Source organism: Lunatimonas salinarum (genome assembly GCF_017811155.1).
GTDB classification, from domain to species: Bacteria; Bacteroidota; Bacteroidia; order Cytophagales; family Cyclobacteriaceae; genus Lunatimonas; species Lunatimonas salinarum.
Genome location: NZ_JACVCV010000012.1, coordinates 13154 through 34209 on the forward strand (window position 1 = coordinate 13154; position 21056 = coordinate 34209).

A 21056-nucleotide genomic window follows, 5' to 3' on the forward strand; every position below is an offset into this window, starting at 1 on the left:
AAAATGTTATCCTATGTATTCACGGAATTGCAGTAGTTTTCTTTTAGTGCTTATGCTGATTTTTTCGGGCAGCATGCATGCGCAGCAAGTCACAGTTGTCGAAGACTGGAAGGATTTTGGGCCTATTCCCAAAACCTGGAAGCAGGTAGGGAACGTACAGGGTCATTGGGATCAGGCGGACTTTATTTCCACAGAGAAGGGCTTGGGTATTTTGGTAAATCCTCCTAAGCCGAAAAATGGTCCCCATCTCGTCTCTGATTTTGAGCATGGCGATATTGAGTTGGAATTTGAGTTTATGGTGCCAAAGGGTTCGAATTCCGGTGTTTACCTTCAAGGTAGGTACGAGATACAGATTTTGGATAGTTGGGCCAAGGAGGTGGTCAATTCCGGCGATGCGGGAGGTATTTACCAGCGGTTTAATACCGAAACCCGACGTACCTACGAGGGAAAAGCCCCCCGGACGAATGTGAGCAAGGCTCCCGGTCTATGGCAGCATTTTAGGATTGTCTTTGAAGCACCACGCTTTAACGCCCATGGCGAAAAGGTGAAAAATGCGAAATTTGTTCAAGTGTTCCAAAATGGGGTGCTGATCCACGAAAATGTGGAAGTAACCGGACCAACTACTTCGGCCATGTTTGAGGACGAAAAGCCCCTGGGTCCCATCATGATTCAGGGAGATCATGGGCCGGTCGCGGTCAGAAATCTGAAGTATAAGTTATACGGTAATCCTGCCCCCGAAATTACCGGCCTGACCTACCGTTATTTCAAAGGGAAATTTCAGTCTCTGGGAGAGTTTCAGGATAGTGGCCCGACCGAAACCGGCGAGTTGGCTAAAATAAACTGGGATTTAGGCCACGGGATCTGGGACTTCGCCTATGAATATAACGGAAGCCTACAGATTTTGGAGGCCGGTAATTACACCTTCTCGCTCAGTGCATTCGGAAATACCAGTCTTTATTTGGATGGAAAGGTACTGATTGAAGATGCCGTTCAGTTTCCGACCGAAGCTCCCCGGAGTGCGACTGTGCACTTGGAAAAAGGGGCTGTTCCGATCAAGTTGATTTTTTACAAAAACAATTATCCCGGTAGAAGGCCACAGTTGGGCCTTTTTGTGGAAGGTCCAGGCATAAAGAGCAGTCCATTACACAGTCCAAATTCCTACGCTCAGCATGTAATTCAGAAGCCTTTTTATGTAGATGCCAAAGAAGAACCGGTGGTATTGCGAGGGTTTCTAAACCATCATGACCGCAAGCGTACCCATACCGTGGGTGTAGGGGATCCCAGTGGTGCCCACTTTGCCTATGACCTCCAGCTCGGTGCCCCATTGAGCGTCTGGCGCGGGGAGTTTTTAGACACCTCACCTATGTGGAGGCAGCGAGGGGAATCTCAGTTGATGGTGCCGACCGGTGCGTTGGTAGAGTTAGCGGGAGGCCCTACCATTGCCAAGCTTGAGAGCCCGCAGAGCGTCTGGCCTGACTCACTCAGCTCGGATCTCCTTCGTATACAGGGATATGTACTTAACCGTGACCGACGTCCTAATTTTAAATATGTGTTTGACGAGGTCGCCGTGGAGGATCGTTTTGAGCCAGAGATGGGGGGTAAACTCCTAACCCGTATCCTGACCTATAAAAACTTGGGGCAGAGCCCTGATTTTTGGGCAAGAATTCTTGCAGGAGGCAGCATCGAAGCGGTTGGAGAAGGACTTTATCGGGTAGATAACGGACGTTATTACTTAAAGCTTTCCAATCCTGAAATGCCGGGTATGACTATCCGGGAGACAGCGGCCGGACAGGAACTAATGGTCCCGTTGTCTACTTCCACGGAGAGCCAAACCATTCAGTATAGCTTAATTTATTGATTAAAATATTCAAATACCATGACGATGCGATTTACAGGTTTGCGATTGTGGCTTTTTAGAGCTGGTTTTGACCGAAATATATTTTTGCCGTTGGTACTGCTAGCGGTATATCTCCTGAATGTCAGTAACGCATTGGCACAGGGAGCAGCCGGAGACCCTGCGAGTTCAGCCAAAGAGCAGGATTATTACACGATTGTGGATGTACCCATTCCAGATGGGATTGAGCTGGAAGTCGGAGGGATGGCGTTTACTTCCGATGGCCGGTTGGGTGTTTCAACCCGCAGAGGGGAGATCTGGGTAATTGAAAACCCGTACATGGAGGGTACGCGCATTCCCAAATTTACACGCTTTGCCTATGGACTGCACGAGCCACTGGGACTTGCTTACCGCCAAGGTAGTTTTTATGCCACCCAGCGATCCGAGATTACCAAGCTGACCGATTTAAATGTAGATGGAAAGGCAGATGCCTATGAAACGATCGTTTCTTGGCCACTTGCAGGCAATTACCACGAGTATTCCTATGGGCCGCTTTTTACGCCGGAGGGAGATATGCTGGTCACCTTAAATCTTGGCTGGATTGGGCACGGGGCGAGCCAGTCTAAGTGGAGGGGATGGATGATGAAGGTCTCTCCAGATGGAAAGATGGTCCCCATAGCAACCGGCATGCGATCGCCGGCGGGATTTGGGTACAATGCAGAGGGCGATGTGTTTTATGGTGAAAACCAGGGAGATTGGGTAGGATCCGGACGGATCACCCACGTGGAAGTAGGCGATTTTGTGGGCAATCCCGAGGGGTTGCGATGGAGTCATTTGGAGGGGTCCCCCGTTAAATTGACCATGAATGATATTCCAGACACAGGTGATCCCATGCATAAGGTCGCAGCCGATATCCCCGGATTTAAAACCCCTTCAGTATGGCTGCCCCATGGGCTGATGGGCATTTCGACCTCAGATATCTTGGTGGATAAATCCGGTGGCAACTTTGGTCCCTTTACCGGCCAACTCTTTGTAGGTGATCAGGGGCACAGCAAAATATTTCGGGTAGCCTTGGAAAAGGTAAATGGCGTGTATCAGGGGGTTGCTTTTCCATTTAGGGAGGGTTTTTCTTCCGGTATTCTGCGTATGGTATGGGGGAACGATGGTTCCATGTTTGTCGGTATGACCAGTAGGGGCTGGGGTTCAACCGGTAAGGCGCCTTTTGGGTTGCAACGACTCATGTGGACCGGAAGGACACCTTTTGAGATCAAGACAGTAAAGGCACAGCCCGATGGCTTTGAATTGGAGTTTACCATGCCCATAGACAAATCGAAAGCAGAAGACTTGGCATCTTATAAAGCTTCTTCTTTTACTTACAAGTACCATCATAATTACGGTAGTCCGGTGATTGAGTTGGAAGAGTTGGCCATAAAAGGTGCGATTGTGTCCGAAGACCGCTTAAGGGTCCGACTGGTGGTAGATGGTCTGAAGCAGGGCTATATCCATGAAATCAGCGCCGAGGGGATCCAATCGGATAAGGGAACGGGGTTGCTCCATGCAGTGGGATACTATACGCTTAATCAGATTCCAGCGGGAGAAAAAATCAACCTCTCGAGCTTGGTGAAGGCTGCACCACCGCTGGATCATTCATCGCACCAGCAACATCAAGCCGCAGCGACGAGCAAGATGCCGCCAAATGCAGCGCCACCATCCGGTGGCAATTCTGCCAAACGTGTTACATCGATGCCCTCTACTTGGTCGGATGGCCCCGATCAAACGTTGATCATAGGTACGAAACCGGGATTAAAATACGACGTGGAGAATCTCGAGATTAAGGCTGGCAGCAAGGTCAAGCTCACCTTTAACAACGATGACGACATGTTACATAATCTGGTGATTGTAAAGCCGGGGATGGCAGTGCCGGTGGGAGAGGCTGCATTGAAAATGGGTTTGGAAGGTTCGCAGAAAAACTATATCCCCAACTCTGATGAGGTGTTGTTTCACACGAATATTTTGTCACCCGAAAGTACCGAGACCATTTACTTTGAGGCTCCGACGGTTCCCGGGGACTATATGTACGTATGTACCTTTCCAGGACATGCTTATGTGATGCAGGGAATTATGAAAGTCGTCCGATAGCGTTTTTTTTCAACTTTCCTAAAAATAAAGACCTCGATCAGGCTTGCCCGGTGATCCCCAATTTTTGGGCAGCCTGATCGAAGTCTTCATAGATAGATCAAGGCTTACTCAATTTAGATGAAAGGTCTCAAACTCAACGAGGCCAGGACCGAAAAATGCATTGCCATTGTAACTTGGACTGCTTGGGTAAAAGGGTATTGTCTATTGGAAGGGGATTATTCGGGTTCAAAGCAGTCAACTAGAATACCCGCGCTCAGATGGGAAAGGTTAAGCTTTCGGTGTCGAATCCAACTGAGTATCCCAAAGGTAGGGCAATGCAAAAATGCGGTCGGAAATCCTGTATAGATTAGGCTATAGTGGCTGGATGCAAAGGGAACTATCATCGGCTTTGCCCAAAAATAGTGTTGTTGGTTAAATTATTCAACCGACATTCTTGGACAGTTCGAATCGAATGATTCAATCCAGATCAAAAATAAGAAGGAGATTTTGCAGTATAAAAGACTGAAATTTATTCTTTTTGTACTCAATAATTTTGAGACCATCTTGTATTTTTTGAAAAATATGCAGAAAGTTAAGATAACATATTTTTTCGCTAAGATGATGGAGTGTTTCCCAATTTAGTCCATGTAATTTTAGTATCTAATACAAACCTAACCAAATTATTTACCGGACCGCCTAAGGGGAGCTTAGTAAATCAGACCTCTCAATCGGCAGCGTTACTGCGCTATGTTCCCCAAAACGGGTCGCCACCAAAACATCACAAACACATGAACGCAACATTTACCCATTTAAAACGATGCGGTATGATTACCAATTTGGTTTTTATGCTGCTACTGTCCGGACTCGCGCCGGAGGCATTCGCACAGCGGCGGGTTAGCGGATCCGTACAAGATCCTGCTGGCACCCAGCTTCCAGGAGTTACGGTATTGGCCGTAGGGTCTACCGTAGGAACCGTGACCAACATAGATGGTCAATTTGACCTGAACGTTCCGGCAGGTGCAGACCGGCTCTCTTTTTCCTTTATTGGGTTTGAGACGCAAACCGTTGAGATCGGATCCCAATCGGTTTTCACGATCACCCTCCAAGAGGATTCTAAGAGCCTGGATGAGGTAGTGGTCACCGCCCTGGGAGTGCAGCGGGAGCGAAAGGAACTTGGATACACCGTGCAGGCTTTGGACGCCGACGACCTTTTGGCCACGCAGGACAACAATTTCCTGAATGCGCTTAGCGGAAAGCTTGCCGGTGTGCAGGTCAGCCAAAGTGGTTCTCAAATTGGTGCTTCTACCCGGATAGTAATCAGGGGAAATGCCTCCTTTGCTGGTAATCAGCCTTTATTCGTCGTGGATGGCGTGCCAATGGATAACACCAGCAGTAACCTGGACGGTGCAGGCGGACGGGATTTTGGCAATGCAATCGCCGATATCGATCCGGAAAACATCGCTTCCCTTACCGTACTTAAGGGCGCCAATGCGGCGGCATTGTATGGAAACAGGGCAGCAAATGGGGTGATCTTGATTGAAACCAAAAAGGGAACCAAAGGCCGACAGGGGTTGGGTGTAGAGCTGAGTACTTCCACGGTGTTTGATCAGCCGGCGTTTTTCATGAACTTTCAAAATGAATACGGTATCGGACAACGCGGTGGAGAATACGATTACGAAAGATACCTACAGAATAACCCCGGATCCAATCTATCCTACAACGAATATGCCAAGCAATTCAGTTATAACTATGTCAATGGGATAGGTGGAGGAGTAAATGAAAACGCTACTTCATGGGGTCCAAGATATGATACAGGGCTTCTTTTGGATCAGTGGATCAAAGGTCCAAATACCCCTTGGGTCTCCAATCCCAATAATATCCAAAACAACTACTTCCAGACCGGAACCAATCAGGTTACGCAGGTGGCCGTTACCGCAAGTGGCAAGGAAGCCAATGGTCGAGTGGCGTATTCAAACAGAAGTATGCAGGGTATATTTTTGAATACCGATCAGACTGTCAATACCTTCAATGCAAATTTCAACTTGAATCCGCATGAAAGGCTGACAGTAGGATCTACCTTTAACTATGTCAATCGAAAGAGTGATAATATTCCGGAGGTTTCTTATGGTTCCATGACCCGTCTGGCTTGGGGAGCGTTTCGTCATATCCCTTTGGATGAGGTTAGGAAGGTTTATGAAGAGCACGTGAACGAAGAGGGTAGCGGCTATAATCGGAATGTGAACAACTTCTTCTATGATTTGGATCAAACCAATTCACTAAATAGGGAGCGATTTTTCGGAAATATTACAGCAGCCTATGAAATAAACGACTGGTTGATCGCCAATACCATCGTGGGTCTGGACTATTATAACGAAGAAAGAAAATTGATCACCCTTTCCCGAACCCGAGCAAACATCAATAACCGAAGGGGAGGACAGTTTTCCCAGTGGGATGAAAACAGGCAGGAGTTCAACACGGATATTCGTCTGGATGTTAACAAGGACTTAACCAGCAAACTCAATTTGATCGGTCTGGTCGGTGGTAACTTCAGGTTAAATAAGTTTAACAGCATGTTTCTGAGCGCACCGGATTTGATTGTTCCAGACTTATTTAACATTGCAAACGTGAGGGGTACTCCCGGAGTGGGAATGACCGATTACCGCAAAGAAAACTACAGTATCTATTCCTCGGCTACCTTGGGATACGATGGGTATCTGTTCGTAGGTGTGACGGCGCGAAATGATTGGAGTTCTACGTTACCCGCGGCAAATCGCTCGTATTTTTACCCCTCTGCCAACCTCTCTATCAGTTTGACAGATGCTTTTGACATTGGTTCCAAGAATTTCAATTACATGCAATTCCGAACCAGTTTGGCGCAGGTAGGTGCCGATACGGAACCTTACCAGCTAATGGGTACCTACAGCACCTCACTGTTCAACAATGTGGCGTTGTTCAACTCTCCGGCCGTGCGTCCTCCGGCAAACCTCCGACCAGAGATGACCACTTCCTTTGAAATCGGAACAGACTTTAGGTTTTTCAGCGATAGACTTTCGGTAGATGCGACATACTACCGGCAGGTGACAGAGGATATGATCTTAAATGTTCCCACAGCACGTTCTACTGGATTTGCATCCCAACTGATCAATGCCGCAAAGATCGAGAATACCGGAATAGAGTTGATCCTGAGAGGCCTTGTGATGCAAAAAGGTGATTTCAGTTGGAATGCTACGGTAAACTGGGCCCGAAATCGTAGTTTGGTGGCTGAGTTATACGAAGGGTTAGAGAACATAACCATCGGCCCAGGTTTTGGTGGGGCCCGATTGGTGGGAACACCCGGTCAGCCTTGGGGAGATATCAGCGGTCTACCCTATGTAAGGGACAATGCGGGTAACATCGTCATTGCGCCGAATGGAACTCCTGCCACTACCAATCAACAAAAGATCTTAGGGAACGTGACACCAAATTGGATCGGTGGATTGAATAATTCCTTCACCTACAAAAACTTCGTCTTTGGCGCATTGCTGGACGCTCGTGTGGGGGGAGACTTTTTTAGCGGTACCTACTGGCACTCGTATCCGACCGGCGCATTCGTAAACACGGTTCAAAATAACGTGCGTGCTGAAGGTATCGTGGTAGAAGGCGTTAAAGGAGACGGTACGCCAAACGACGTACGAATTTCGGCGCAAGACTATTACAATGGTGCTTGGGTATGGAATAACCACGAGTACTCCATCATTGATGGTTCCTTTTTGAAATTACGCGAGTTGACTTTTGGCTACACGCTAAAAGCTTGGAAATTCCAAAATATTAATTTCTCCGTGTTTGGTAGAAACCTAGCCATCCTACACCGCAGTGCAAAGGCAAAGGAATTGGGACTGGATCCAGAAGCTGCTGCCCAGATGGGTGGAGGTGAACGTGGTACCGGATTTGAGAACTTCATGGCGCCTACCACGAGATCATACGGGTTTAACATCAGGCTAAATTTCTGATCTTCGAATCCTTCGGGATATCAATAAATTAGAAAACGAGCCTTTTAAAAAATGCAAAAATTATGAAAAGTCATACAAACAATATCATTCGAGCGATCCTCTTTTGCTCCTTATGGATATCAACATCCTGTATGGATAGTTGGACAGAAATGAATATCAATCCTAATCAGCCCTCCGCCGTACCGGCTACCACCATTTTCGGTTCGGGGATGACCGTCATGGCGGGTCAATTGTTTGGGGAGCGGATCGGTATCTACTATACGGGCACTTGGTCAGGACAGTTGGCCGCTATTGGCGCAGGCGACTATGAGTTTCGGGTAGACATCAACAACGGGCAGTGGGATAACCTGTACAGGGCCATGGCATATTTTGCCGATGCCCGTCGCACGGCTTTTCGGGAAGGAAATACCAACTTAGCCGCCGTCGCCCTTATCATGCAGGCATTCACTGCCCATCAGGTATCGGATATGTGGGGAGATATCCCCTACACAGAGGCGTTTAGGTTACAGGACGAAGACATTCTCAACCCACGCTTCGATACCCATAAGGAATTGTACACGCAAATTCTTGCCGAACTGGAGGAAGCCCAGGCGCAATTGAGTGAATCCGGTCCTGCAATCGGTGTAGGCGACTTCCTGTATGCGGGCGACATTATGAAATGGAGAAAATTTGCCAATTCCATTCGGTTGCGCGTTGCCATGCGTATGTCTTTGGTAGAACCCGCAGAGGCGGCCCAAGTCTTAGGTCAAATATTTGGCAATCCCTCATCCTTTCCCATATTTGAAACAAATGCCGACAATGCCTATTTGAGATGGCCAGGCATTGCAACCAACAACTTGGAGCCTTGGAGGGCGCGATTGGGCGTGCCTACCAATAAGCAGGATCAATACCGAACCAATCACGACTTGATCCAGCCTATGTCTGATCTGAGCGACCCTCGGCTTCCTGTCTATGCTGATCCCAATCAAAACGGGTTTTTCAATGGTTACCGAATGGGAATAGGACAGACCGGTTTTCCATTAAATAACAACCAAAACGTTTCCCATATTGGCGATCGATTTGGCTACGATGACAGGGGCTTTTCGCCTTTCATGCATGCTGCACAGGTCTGGTTTATCCGTGCAGAAGCACTCGAAAGGGGGTTGATTACCGGTGGCTCCGCAAGAGAAGCCTATGAGCAAGGAATTCGGGTTTCCATGCAGGACAATGGTATTTCCACCGAAGCAACCAACGCCTATCTACAGGAACCTGAAGTGGCTTGGGGCAGCGGAGCCAGCTCAAACTTGGAAAAAATTCGATTGCAGAACTGGATTGGGCTGTTCAAGCAGAGTGTAGAAGCCTGGGCAGAAGTTAGGAGAACGGACGTGCCTCGATTGGAGAATGTCACCAATGACTATGCCATGAGCCACAACCGGCCTCCATTCAAAATGGCGTATCCTGCCAATGAGATTGCGTTTAACGAAAATTTCCCCATTGATAGGGTGGTTGAAGTTGATATATTCTACGGTAAACAGCTTTGGTGGGATACCCGGGAGGGTGTCTTTTAATCAGCTAGTGTGATTTATCTCTTTTACGGGTTTTGGGTTAGTCCCAAAGCCCGTATATTCCTTTATTAAATACCTGAAATTTATGACGTTTGAATTCCCAAGGTACCTGTTGATTTTATTCGCGCTTTTAGTCACGGGATTGTTTTCGGCTGGATGGAAACAGTTTTCGGTCAACTCCGCTTCGGCCGATTACGCCGACGTGATCAAGGGGGGAAATGGGTTACACGGTTATATTGGATACCAAACACCCCGACGGCCGGCAGGCTTTGGTGCGGGGATCGGTTTTTATACGGCGGTATGGCCCTTGGTAGAGAGGCCGTTGGCCGGGTTTCAAATCGGATTGCCGGGTAACTGGATTACACCGGACAATCCGGACAATAAAGATATTCCTTGCTGCCCGGAAGGCACCATTGCCCGTACATGGGCCCCGAGGGGGCCTACGTGGGCCAGCGTATTTCAAACGCAAGAGGGCGGATTGGGGTATTGGCGTGGCAACAGGTACCACTACGGTTCACCTAAATTCAGTATGAATGGAGTGCCGGATTGTTATAACTCGGAGATCGCCTCTCCCGGGTGGCCGTTTTTCTACCGAGCAGAGGCTTTGCCGGAAGAACAGCTGGGCATCGCACAGTTGAGTGCCCGGATACTTGTGCCGCCGGATGGTATCACCTTTGAAGGGGATCTTCAAGGGAAATTCCTAGGTTATACCCACATGGCGCTTCCGTTAACCGAGGCAAGATCGGGACCACCGGCCACGGGTGATCACAGTTGGACACTTTTTTTGAATGCAGAGAATTTCAAAGGGCCGGTAGCCTTTTATATACCCGAAATGTGGAGCCGCCTTTCCAAAGACTATCCAATTATTGAAGGCATGGGCCTCGATGCCCGTGAGGGCATCATGGGAGGTGGTGGAGCCATGGAAATCAATACCGTCCCTTCCTATGAGTGGACTGCGGAAAATGGGGACGTGTATGTTAAAATACCTAGGTTGCAATTTCCGTTAGATGAAAGTGGTCGCTCGGTGCTCGTTCAGGATGTAACCTATTACTCCAAAGATGCCTTGTTTAATTACCTCCTGGAGTGGAAGAAATCCGGAAAGGCCTATTCAGGTCAGTTCGATGAAGCGCATGCTTGGAAGCCTACACTAAGCCCTAGGCCTATCAAACTAGATCAGCGGGACGGAAAGGAAAATGCACAAAAGGAACTGACGAATTTGGAAGGAGTATTCGAGACCATCACCACGGATTCGAATGCTTTCGGACTTACTTGGAGAGAGAATCCCTATGCGGAAGCAGGGCATTTACCTCAGTATTCTAAGCAACAGGGAGATAAACGCGTTCCTGTTAGGCTGGATGAAGTGCCGGAAGTATTGGCTAAGATTGAGTTTCCTGGCGCTGAAACCGAAGCCGAATATGTGAACTGGCGCAACGGAAATGAAATCGTAGAAGGAAATTTTATCATAGATAAGCAAGCGCCTTATTCCACTCCAAGTACCGGAGGCTGGGTAAATCCGGGCCCCGCTTCGGAGGCTTTTACTGCCTTACTGAAGGATGGGTCCGTCGTTACTTATAAATGGTATCGATTTGTGGATCAGCCTTCCTTTCAGCATTTGGGTTGGTCTGATGCAGAAAAAAAGCGCCTTCAGGCATTCGTGGAGCAGTTGCATCGGTATTGGGGAATCGATCAGGATTACATGGCACCGCCGTCTACAGGAAGTCTCGTGGCAATAGACCCAGCACTGATCGTGGCTCCGCCCGCAGGCATGGAATTTGGCTATGTGCCGATTGTCGTACGTCAGGAAAAGAGATTTCTCAGTGAGCGCTGAAATTTCCAAACCAGCGACAGAAAGGTATGCTACTGGGTATAAAGCAGCTGCGACTGTTTGCGCTCTAGCTAGGGCAGTACTCTTTACGGGAGGGAACCCTTATCGCGGTGGATTTTACGATAATATCGGGTTTTTTGGTGCCACGTTACAGCGAGACGAAGTAACCTTACCAAAGCTTCTAAAGGAAGGCGGATACGAAATCGCGTTCTTTGGCAAGTGGCACCAATCCCGATTAGATTCAGAGCTGTCGGTAAATAAAGTTGGATTTGGTTACTCGTTGGCTACCAAGGTTGATGCCTTTGGGACGGAACCTAGGAAGCCGGAGAAATTTATCCGCAATGATCAGCCGACTGTAGCCCTCGAAGGCTGGAACATTGATGTCATTTATGGTTGGATATTCGAGAGGAGGGTCCTTGTTGGGGTAGATTGTCGGATTTATAGACTAATTTAACGGTACGAAAATAAAGTGTATTAAATTTATAATGGGAAAACTAACATTACGTGTGATTCGTGCAGCTGCTGGCTTGGCATTATTGGTTTCGGTGACAGTACTGCTCACCTCCTGCGGTAAAGAGACGGGGAAAGACAACGGAACAGCTGGGTCAGCCGGTAACTTTATCTTATCTCTGACAGACCTTCCGGATTATGAACGGGACATTGACCATAAAGCGTTACTGGAAGGCCTCACCAATCGGCAGGATGAAGCTCTTCGGGTGGGTGACTATATTTATAACAACAATTGCTTCAATTGTCATGGAGATGCAGACCAGGAAGGCTCCATCCCCACAGCATTTAAGTTTTGGAATGAAGCTTTCAAGGTTGGAAAAGATCCCTATTCGATTTACCAGACCCTGACACGAGGCTACGGATCCATGCCACCACAAACCCATCTGACACCCTTAGAAAAGTATGATATCATCTACTACATAAGGGAGCGGTTTTTAAAGGAAGATAATCCGGATCAATATACAGAAATAGACGATGCTTACCTGGCTACACTTCCTGAGGGAAATAGCACGGGGCCGTTGCCGGGAGATTTTCATCCATGGGCGGATATGGATTACGGGAACTTTCTGATAAATACGTATGAGCTTGCAGGGCAAGACGCTCCTGTACGCCCCCGGTCAGGAGGTACTCCTGCGCCGCTTCCGGATGAAGATTTCTCCTATGCCAATTTTGCGTATAAGGGCATTGCTATTCGCCTGGATGAGGGAACCGGTGGTGTTGCCGCAGGAAAAGCTTGGTTGGCCTTCGACCATGACCTGATGCGGGTGGCTGGCGCTTGGACAGGAGAAGGGTTCATTGATTGGGAAGGAATTCTGTTTAATGGGAAGCACAATATTTCACCCCGGACTATCGGAGACCTTCATGTCGAAACCAAGACGCTCCCAGGGTGGGCCCAGCCAGGATCGGGTTCCTTTGACGATCCTCGATTCACTGCAAGGGACGGGCGTAAATTTGGGCCTCTTCCCCGTGATTGGGCGCAGTATAAGGGGCTTTACCAATTTGGGGATAAGGTAGTACTATCCTATTCTGTAGGAACCACCGAGGTACTCGAATCCTACGGCCTGAAATACATCGGAGATGAGCCGGTCTTTGTCCGGGAATTGGAGCTTTCGGGAATAAATGCCCCATTGCTGATGATGGTGGCAAAGGCAGGTACAGCCGTGGCTGTAGTAGGTGGTGGTACCGGTATAAAAGCTTCTCAGGAAATGATCACATTGGAAGTACAGCCCGCTGCGACCCGAAGGATTACGGTGCTGATGGGTAAACCTGGTTTGGAAGGGCTTGAAGAGCTGGCCAAAAGCTGGGGCCAACAGGAATCTTTGCAGACCGATACCAAGGGTGCTTCAGGTAGGTATCCTCAAAAGTTGAAGACGAAGGCAATCGTGGGAGAACAGGAAGGAGCTTTTCAGGTGGACATCTTGAACCCCCCCTTTGATAGCCCCTGGAAGAACCAATTTCGGCTAAGTGGGATAGATTTTTTTACGGACACCAACAAAGGTGTAATATGTTCGACGGATGGCGATGTGTGGCTAGTGGAGGGTTTTACCAAGACTCCTGCTGACCTAACCTGGCAGCGCATTGCTTCCGGCTTATTTCAACCCCTAGGGGTGAAGGTAATCAAAGGACAGATTTTTGTCACTTGTAGGGATCAGATTGTCCGGTTGCACGATTTCAATGGGGATATGGAGACGGATTTTTATGAAAGCTTTAACAGCGATCATCAGGTGACAGACCATTTCCACGAGTTTGCGATGGGTCTTCAGACGGACGATGAGGGAAACCTGTATTATGCCAAAAGTGCCCGCCATGCCAGAGAAGCCTTGGTGCCGCAGCATGGTACCTTACTGAAGGTAAGCAGTGACGGGAAGAGGACTGAAACCATTGCTACTGGTTTTCGGGCTGCGAATGGCGTTTGCCTCAACCCGGATGGTACCTTTATCGTCACGGATCAGGAAGGACATTGGAATCCAATGAATCGGATCAACTGGGTAAAAAAGGGAGGTTTTTACGGGAATATGTTTGGCTTTAATCCACCTCCAGATAGCTCAAATACGGGAATGGTGCAGCCCTTGGTTTGGGTGGAGCGGGATATCGATCGATCTCCCGCAGAGTTACTTTGGGTGGACAGCGAAAAATGGGGTCCACTTAACGGCAAGTTGCTGAACCTTTCTTATGGATACGGGAAGATATTTGTCGTTCCACACGAGAAAATAGAAGGGCAGTATCAGGGCGGTGTATTCGAATTGCCGATCAAGCGGTTTGCCACCGGAATCATGCGGGGGCGCTTTAATCCAGGAGACGGACAATTGTATGCCTGTGGACTTTCTGCCTGGGGATCCTCTCAGCCACAGCTAGGCGGCCTTTATCGGATACGGGTTACCGAAAAGCCGATGTACATTCCGATTGACATCAAGGCAGACAAATCGGGGATCGTGCTGAGCTTTACCGACAAGCTGGATCCTAGCAGTGTGCAGGAGTTGTCCAATTACACTGTAAAAACCTGGGATCTATTGCGATCAAGAAAGTATGGATCAGCGCATCATAATGAAAAGGAACTACAGGTGTCTAAGGTGGAGTTGATGAAAGATGGTCGGACAATCAAGCTTACTTTGCCCGAGATCCAACCTACATGGGTGATGGAAATCGATTTCAACTTATTGGATAAAACAGGTAAAGAGGTAAAAGGGTTGATCCAAAATACGATCCATACCTTGGGAGAAGCTTGACCATTGCATTGGATTCTAAGTGATTTTTCCAATAAAAAAAGGCGATTGGGGTTTGAACTACCCAATCGCCTTTTTATCTATCACTAGGCTTTTACTGACTACGTAGCACTCGTCAACAGCTCTTGTAAAAATGCTGCTGTCCCAGTCTCTTTTCGATTTCCTTGGCAGTTTTGGTAATGGAAAGGCCTCCTAAATTTGTGCACCTTAGGGTGTTGGGGATGCTTTTACCTACTTGATACATGGTTTCTATCACTTCATCCAACGGTATGAGATGGTCGTAGTGGGCGAGCGCCATGTTGGCGCAAGAGAGGGCGTTTGATGCCGCCATGACATTTTTATTCAGGCAGGGAGCCTCTACACGGTTTCCAATGGGGTCACAGATCATACCCAACGAACTCTGAAGGGCCATCGAAGCAGCCGATAGGCTTTGCGTTAGATTCCCACCGGCCAGGCCGACGATCGCTGCGGCCGCCATAGAGGATCCAGAGCCACATTCTGCCTGACAACCGCCTACTTCGGCCGCAAAGGTAGAATGCGCTGCTATAAATATTCCGATCAATCCAGCCACCAATAGCGCCTTTACCGTATCTTCATCGGAGAGGCCTAGGGTATCTGCCACGGCCAAAACAGCCCCTGGCATGGCGCCACATGATCCTGCTGTGGGCGCTGCTACGATGACTCCCATGGAACTCTTAACCTCCATAATGGCCGAAACGTAGAGAATAATCTTGTTCAGTACCTGACCGTCTATCAACTTCTTATCATCCATCATGGATTTAAAGGTCACCGATTGCGGTCCCAGAATGCGGTCTTCAAAGGTAGTACCTGCCATCCCGGTTTTTACCGCATTTTTCAAGATAACCCGTATCTCCTCCATTTTGGCCAATACTTCTTTTTCGGAAATTCCTCCCCGGATGCTTTCATAGCGAACGGCTAGCTCCCAAAGAGGCAGATTCTCCGTTTCATTATAGGCCAGCATCTCCTCGCAGGTGATAAAGGGAACCTCCAGATCCTTTCTCGCACGAATTGGAAGGACAGGTTTTATTTCCTTTACCTCGTTTCCATTTGCCAAGCTCGCCACCTTGTCCAGGATAGATGGGTTCAGGAACTGTTGGGACTTGATTTCGATAAATGATTTTTTTCCCTTTCGAAGGGTCAGTTCATCAAAAGTACAGGTGTCTTCGATAAACCGAATCAACGGTTCAGGGTGATCGGTATATATCAGCGTGACAAAGTAATCTCCTGCTAGGGAAACCGACGCCCCGTCTATTTCCGTAATCTCGATCATGCCTCCTCCTGTAGAGATGCCAATCACTTCGTGGGATTCCCAGGGGTTTTTGAGGTTGATCTTGTAGGTATTGGGATGCTCTGCACCGATATTCCGTATATGTATATCACATTGAATACCCGCTGCACCCAGGTGCATCTCTGAGTGAAGTAAACGTTCGTCATATGCTTCCCATCCCAGAAATCCTCCAAACAGGCCCATATCCGAACCTTGATCTTTGTGGGTGGTAGCCAATGATCCGTTCGGATCAAACTCTATGTCAATCTTCGAAATGCTGCCTGACATCAGGTCATGACAAAAGCGCCCTATGCGAAGAGAGGCGGCACAGTGGGAACTCGACGGGCCACGCATCACCGGGCCTACGACATCGTTAAATATACTTGGAAAAGTCATGTAGTTTGAGGTTAGTTACGGTAAGTTAAATGTAGCGGATCTCCACTTGGAAACACTTTCAAATCTTAGCCAATAAGTGTACTATCTTAGCATTTGGATCTTTTTTTTTATGCTTTTTTGCGTTAAATCAACTATTGCACTAACTTGGGTTATCGGTTTTGAAATTCTTAAATACCCAATTGATTAGAGCTATGCAGCCATTATATTTCAAAGTACCTAGATTAAAAGAAGAAACCGTTCGTGTGGAATGTTGGGACCTGGATAGTTTTTTCGAACCTATCCATTTCCACGAAGAATTCCAAATTACGTTGATTTTGCAGGGAGAAGGTGCCTTGTTCGTGTCCGAAAGCATGGTGCCTTTTAAAAAGGGAGAGATATACCTTTTGGGCAAAAATTTGCCCCACGTGTTTCGAAATAAGGAACTGGATTTTCTGACAGGGCAAGGCAAGAAAGTACAGGCTATTTCGGTATTTTTCAATCAAGATGTGCTCAAAAACATCCTGACAGATATACCAGAAGCTTATGCCATACAGAAGCTCGTAGATTCGTCGATTTACGGCATTAAGGTTTCCAAGGAAATGCAGGATATCGTCGGCCAACACCTAAGGACACTACCCAATAAAAAGCAATTTGGGAAAGTCTTGGGCCTGTTGGAAATTTTGGAGCATATATCCAAAGATAATAACTTGGATTTTGTGTCCTCTTTGGGTCTGCCCATTCACTCGGTGCAGGAAAACATCTCTAAGATCAACGTGGTATTTGACTACGTGCGAACCAACTACAATGAAAAAATCACTTTAAAGGAGGTCGCAGCCATGGTAAATATGTCGCCAACGGCATTTTGTAGGTACTTTAAGTACAAGAGTCAGAAGACATTCTCCCGGTTTTTGATAGAAGTGCGTATAGCCAATGCCTGCCGTTTGCTGTGCCAAGACGACCTTAATACCTCGGAGTGTTGTTACAGCTCGGGGTATAATAACTTATCCAACTTTCATAAGCATTTTAAGAGTGTGACTGGAATGACTCCTTTGGAATTTCGAAATAGTGTTAGCAAAAATCCAGATTAAAGCGCAGTTTAGTTTCCTTTTTCCAATATTGTTTTTCTTAAAGAGCACTTGGCGCAAATTTGCTAACGGTAGTTTAATGTCTGATTCGGCGGTGTAGAGGTTACTAAGAGGCAGGAATAACAAAAGCGCAAACATCGAAAGACCTATAATCGCTGGACCTACCTAATGCGGTAGTTGGCGCTCATTTCGATCGGCCATCACACGTAGTGGCCGCTGAAAAACAATGGACGGCACATGAAATCCGACAAAACGTTAAAATATCATATGATTTGGATAAGATTATGGAATAGTTACTCGTGCGGTATAACTTAACTTTATACCAAGTTTTCAGAACCTCCCCGTAGGTGCGTGGTTTCAGATGTATTAGTTTAAAATAAAACCATTTAAATAGCCTTACGAAATCGAGCATGACGCAAGTGACACACCGTTGGATGACTAGGGTATATGCGAGATTCCATCCCGGTAAACCGGGACAAGGTGTTCCCATTAAGAATCAATTATAGACACATGAAAGGATTTCTGATTCTGATAATTACTGCCTTTTTTCAGTTTACCGTTTTTTGTGTAGCCTATTCTCAGAACGAGTTGAGATTGGAAGACGTCTTTGGAAGTGCTACTTACAGTCAAAAAAGGTTTGGCCCCATTCGGTGGATGAAGGACTCCCGTGGATATTCAAGTATAGAGTCTAACGCGGAAGTAGGAGGTGACGATATGGTGATTTACGACGCCCGCACCGGGAAAAGGTCGATTCTGGTATCAGCTAGTGACCTCATTCCTGCTGGGGGGACTGCACCCTTGAAAATTGCCGAATACGAGTGGTCGGAGGATAATACGAAACTGTTAATCTTTACCAACACCCGAAAAGTCTGGCGTTTTCATACTAGAGGCGATTATTGGGTGATGGACGTGGCTACCCGAAAGCTGCAGCAGTTAGGAAAGGGGATGCCCTCCAGTTCGCTGATGTTTACCAAATTCTCGCCCGATGCCTCTAAGGTGGCCTATGTCAGCGAACACAATATTTTTGTGGAGACGTTGGCTGATGGCAAAATTGTGCAATTGACCCATGATGGAAGTGATGTGATTATCAACGGAACCTTTGATTGGGTATATGAGGAGGAATTGGGCTGTAGAGACGGCTTTCGCTGGAGTCCGGACGGTGAAACCATCGCGTATTGGAGATCAGATGCCAAGGATGTAGGTACTTTCTACCTGATCAATAACATTGATTCCCTCTATTCTAGGCCCATTCCATTGCCCTATCCCAAGGTGGGAGAAAAGCTGTCATCGGTAAAGATTGGAGTAGTATCTGCGGAGGGAGGAGATACCCGTTGGTTTGATTTTCCCGGAGACCCTCAAAACAATTACCTTGCGCGGATGGAGTTTATTCCAGCTTCCAGGGAGGTGATGGTGCAGCAACTCAACCGCAGGCAGAACACCAACACGGTATGGGTAGGGGATGTGGATACGATGGAGATCACGAAAATTTTAGAGGATACCGACGAGGCATTTTTGGATATTCACGATAACATTCAATGGCTGGAGAACAACCAATTCTTCACTTGGACCAGTGAACGGGATGGATGGTTGCATCTGTACAAAGTAGCGAGGGACGGAAGTTCCATGAAGTTGATCACAGAGGGGGACTTTGATGTGGTAGGGATAAGTCACATTGACCCGAGGGGTGGTTACGTTTATTACATTGCTTCTCCTGAAAACTATACCCAAAGGTATTTGTACCGCAGTTCGCTGAATAAGCCTGGTAAGGCCGAACGAATCACCCCAGAAGCCTATCCCGGACAGCATGCATACCAGATATCACCTGATTCCCGGTACGCTATTCATACCTTTCAAAATGCGAAAACACCTCCCTTATATTCCGTTGTCAATCTTCCGGATCATCGTTCAATCCGCATTTTGGAGGATAACCGAGAGCTTAAGGACAAATACTTGGCATTAAATCTCAATCCCAAAGAATTTTTCAAAGTGGATATAGGGGAGGTTGTTTTGGATGCTTTCATGATTAAGCCTGCTGACTTTGATCCTTCCAAAAGGTATCCCCTGCTATTCTATGTTTACGGCGAACCGGCCGGTTCAACGGTACAGGACAGCTGGCAGAACGGTGATCTCTGGCACCATTATATGGCGCAGCAAGGTTATGTTGTAATCAGTATCGACAACAGGGGCACGCGTACCCCTCGTGGGCGGGATTGGCGTAAGTCTATTTATGGACAAATAGGCATACTTGCTTCGGAAGATCAATACAAAGCAGCCAAGAAGATTTTTGAAACCTACGATTTTATTGACAATGAACGTGTGGGGATGTGGGGATGGAGCGGAGGAGGTCAGATGACACTCAACTGCATGTTCAGGTACCCGGATGTTTATAAAACAGGGATTGCGATCGCATTTGTTTCCGATCAGCGCTTGTACGACGCAACGTATCAAGAGCGTTACATGGGGCTTCTGGAAGATAATGCATGGGGCTACCGGGAGGGTTCTCCATTGCACCACGCAGAAAAACTACAAGGAGACCTGCTGATTATGCACGGCACCGCAGACGACAATGTTCATTACCAGAGTTTTGAAATGCTGGTAGATAAGCTGGTTAAACACAACAAGATGTTTTTCATGATGTCCTATCCAATGAGGGCACACGGAATTAACGAAAGAGAGAACACTTCTCTTCACTTACGCGAGACAATGAAGAAATTTTTGCTGGAGAAGCTACCGAGTGGTGGCAAGTAGATTGTTCCGCGAATAACAAACCCTAAATAATTATAACAAAAAACGATTCGATACAAACTAATTTTAAAGCTATGTTAAAGTGGAAGGGAGTTTTTCCGGCAATAACAACCAAGTTTACCGCAACCGATAAACTGGATATTGACATGTTCCTAAAAGGGGTTGAGGCGCAGTTGGAAGCAGGGGTAAATGGGATCATTTTGGGAGGAAGTCTGGGCGAGGCCAGTACGCTAAGTGACTACGAAAAGGAAGTATTGGTCAAGGAAACGGTGGATTGGGTGGCCGGTAGGGTGCCAGTTGTCCTTACTATCGCCGAGCAAGCAACCAAAAAGGCGATTCAACTGGTTGAAAAGGCGGCGGACTTTGGCCTGAGTGGGTATATGGCCCTTCCTCCTATGCGGTACAAGGCAGATGAACGGGAGACAGTGGTGTTTTTTACAGAAATTGCGCATGCCACAGAATTGCCCATTATGATTTACAATAATCCGATCGACTACAAGATCATGGTGACGTTGGATATGTTCGAGGAATTGGCACAGTGCCCCAATATACTGGCGGTGAAAGATTCCACAAGGGATCTGAATCAAGTAACGAAGATGAAAAATCGATTCGGAGATCGGTTTAAGGTTTTTGGAGGAGTAGATCCTCTCGCACTGGAGAGCTTGGTGCTTGGAGCAGATGGCTGGGTAGCCGGATTGGTATGTGCGTTTCCTAGGGAAACGGTAGCCATTTACCGGTTGGTAAAGGAGGGCCGTGTGGCCGAGGCATTGACGATTTACCGATGGTTCTTTCCACTATTGGAATTGGACATTCACCCCAAGTTGGTACAGTACATAAAGTTAGCCGAAGTGGCCACCGGTTTGGGAACTGAATATGTCCGGGCGCCCCGCTTGCCACTGATCGGTGAGGAGCGTCAGGAGGTGTTGAAAATCATCGAAGAATCCTTAATTTCAAGACCGGAATTGCCGGTTTGGGACGAGGCAGAGGTCACTGCCATAGCCAAATCCTTATAATAGCTAT

At 47.5% G+C, this 21056-nt stretch carries 11 protein-coding genes; 10 read left to right on the forward strand and 1 reads right to left on the reverse strand.

The features are described 5' to 3' along the window. The first annotated feature begins 13 nt into the window (after positions 1–13). From IAQ59_RS14980 to IAQ59_RS15010, 7 genes are all read left to right on the forward strand, one after another. Entirely contained in the window at positions 14–1858 is a 1845-nt protein-coding gene (locus IAQ59_RS14980) for a 3-keto-alpha-glucoside-1,2-lyase-like domain-containing protein (RefSeq protein ID WP_209331647.1), read from the forward strand. Positions 1859–1882: 24 nt separating this feature from the next. Then, positions 1883–3973 (forward strand): plastocyanin/azurin family copper-binding protein, encoded by a 2091-nt coding sequence (locus IAQ59_RS14985; RefSeq protein ID WP_209331648.1) that lies wholly within the window; start codon positions 1883–1885, stop codon positions 3971–3973. 803 nt (positions 3974–4776) lie between these two features. Further along, positions 4777–7941, forward strand: a complete 3165-nt coding sequence (locus tag IAQ59_RS14990; RefSeq protein ID WP_209331649.1) for a SusC/RagA family TonB-linked outer membrane protein — start codon at positions 4777–4779, stop codon at positions 7939–7941. Between the two features lie 62 nt (positions 7942–8003). Further along, positions 8004–9488, forward strand: coding sequence for a SusD/RagB family nutrient-binding outer membrane lipoprotein (locus IAQ59_RS14995; RefSeq protein WP_209331650.1), 1485 nt, complete (start codon positions 8004–8006; stop codon positions 9486–9488). An 82-nt stretch (positions 9489–9570) separates the two neighbouring features. Beyond that, positions 9571–11313 carry a hypothetical protein gene (locus IAQ59_RS15000; protein ID WP_209331651.1) on the forward strand — a complete coding sequence of 581 codons (1743 nt, stop codon included), beginning with the start codon at positions 9571–9573 and terminating at the stop codon, positions 11311–11313. Then, complete coding sequence (locus IAQ59_RS15005; RefSeq protein WP_342450712.1) at positions 11303–11764, forward strand: sulfatase-like hydrolase/transferase; 462 nt, start codon at positions 11303–11305, stop codon at positions 11762–11764. The genes IAQ59_RS15000 and IAQ59_RS15005 overlap by 11 nt, the downstream gene beginning before the upstream one ends. Positions 11765–11795: 31 nt before the next feature. After that, on the forward strand, positions 11796–14546 hold the full coding sequence (locus tag IAQ59_RS15010; RefSeq protein WP_245189624.1) for a DUF6797 domain-containing protein: 2751 nt from the start codon (positions 11796–11798) through the stop codon (positions 14544–14546). A gap of 112 nt (positions 14547–14658) precedes the next feature. Here IAQ59_RS15010 and IAQ59_RS15015 read toward each other — a convergent pair whose 3' ends face one another. Beyond that, positions 14659–16227 (reverse strand): L-serine ammonia-lyase, iron-sulfur-dependent, subunit alpha, encoded by a 1569-nt coding sequence (locus tag IAQ59_RS15015; protein ID WP_209331653.1) that lies wholly within the window; start codon positions 16225–16227, stop codon positions 14659–14661. Between the two features lie 191 nt (positions 16228–16418). Here IAQ59_RS15015 and IAQ59_RS15020 point away from each other — a divergent pair, with 191 nt between their 5' ends. The 3 genes from IAQ59_RS15020 to IAQ59_RS15030 all read left to right on the forward strand — a co-directional run bounded on the left by IAQ59_RS15020 (position 16419) and on the right by IAQ59_RS15030 (position 21049). Beyond that, the gene (locus IAQ59_RS15020; RefSeq protein WP_209331654.1) at positions 16419–17294 is read left to right on the forward strand and encodes an AraC family transcriptional regulator; all 876 of its coding nucleotides are present in this window, start codon (positions 16419–16421) and stop codon (positions 17292–17294) included. A gap of 507 nt (positions 17295–17801) precedes the next feature. Next, positions 17802–20039, forward strand: coding sequence for a S9 family peptidase (locus IAQ59_RS15025; RefSeq protein ID WP_209331655.1), 2238 nt, complete (start codon positions 17802–17804; stop codon positions 20037–20039). 71 nt (positions 20040–20110) lie between these two features. Continuing rightward, positions 20111–21049, forward strand: a complete 939-nt coding sequence (locus IAQ59_RS15030) for a dihydrodipicolinate synthase family protein (protein ID WP_209331656.1) — start codon at positions 20111–20113, stop codon at positions 21047–21049. Positions 21050–21056 lie beyond the last annotated feature (7 nt).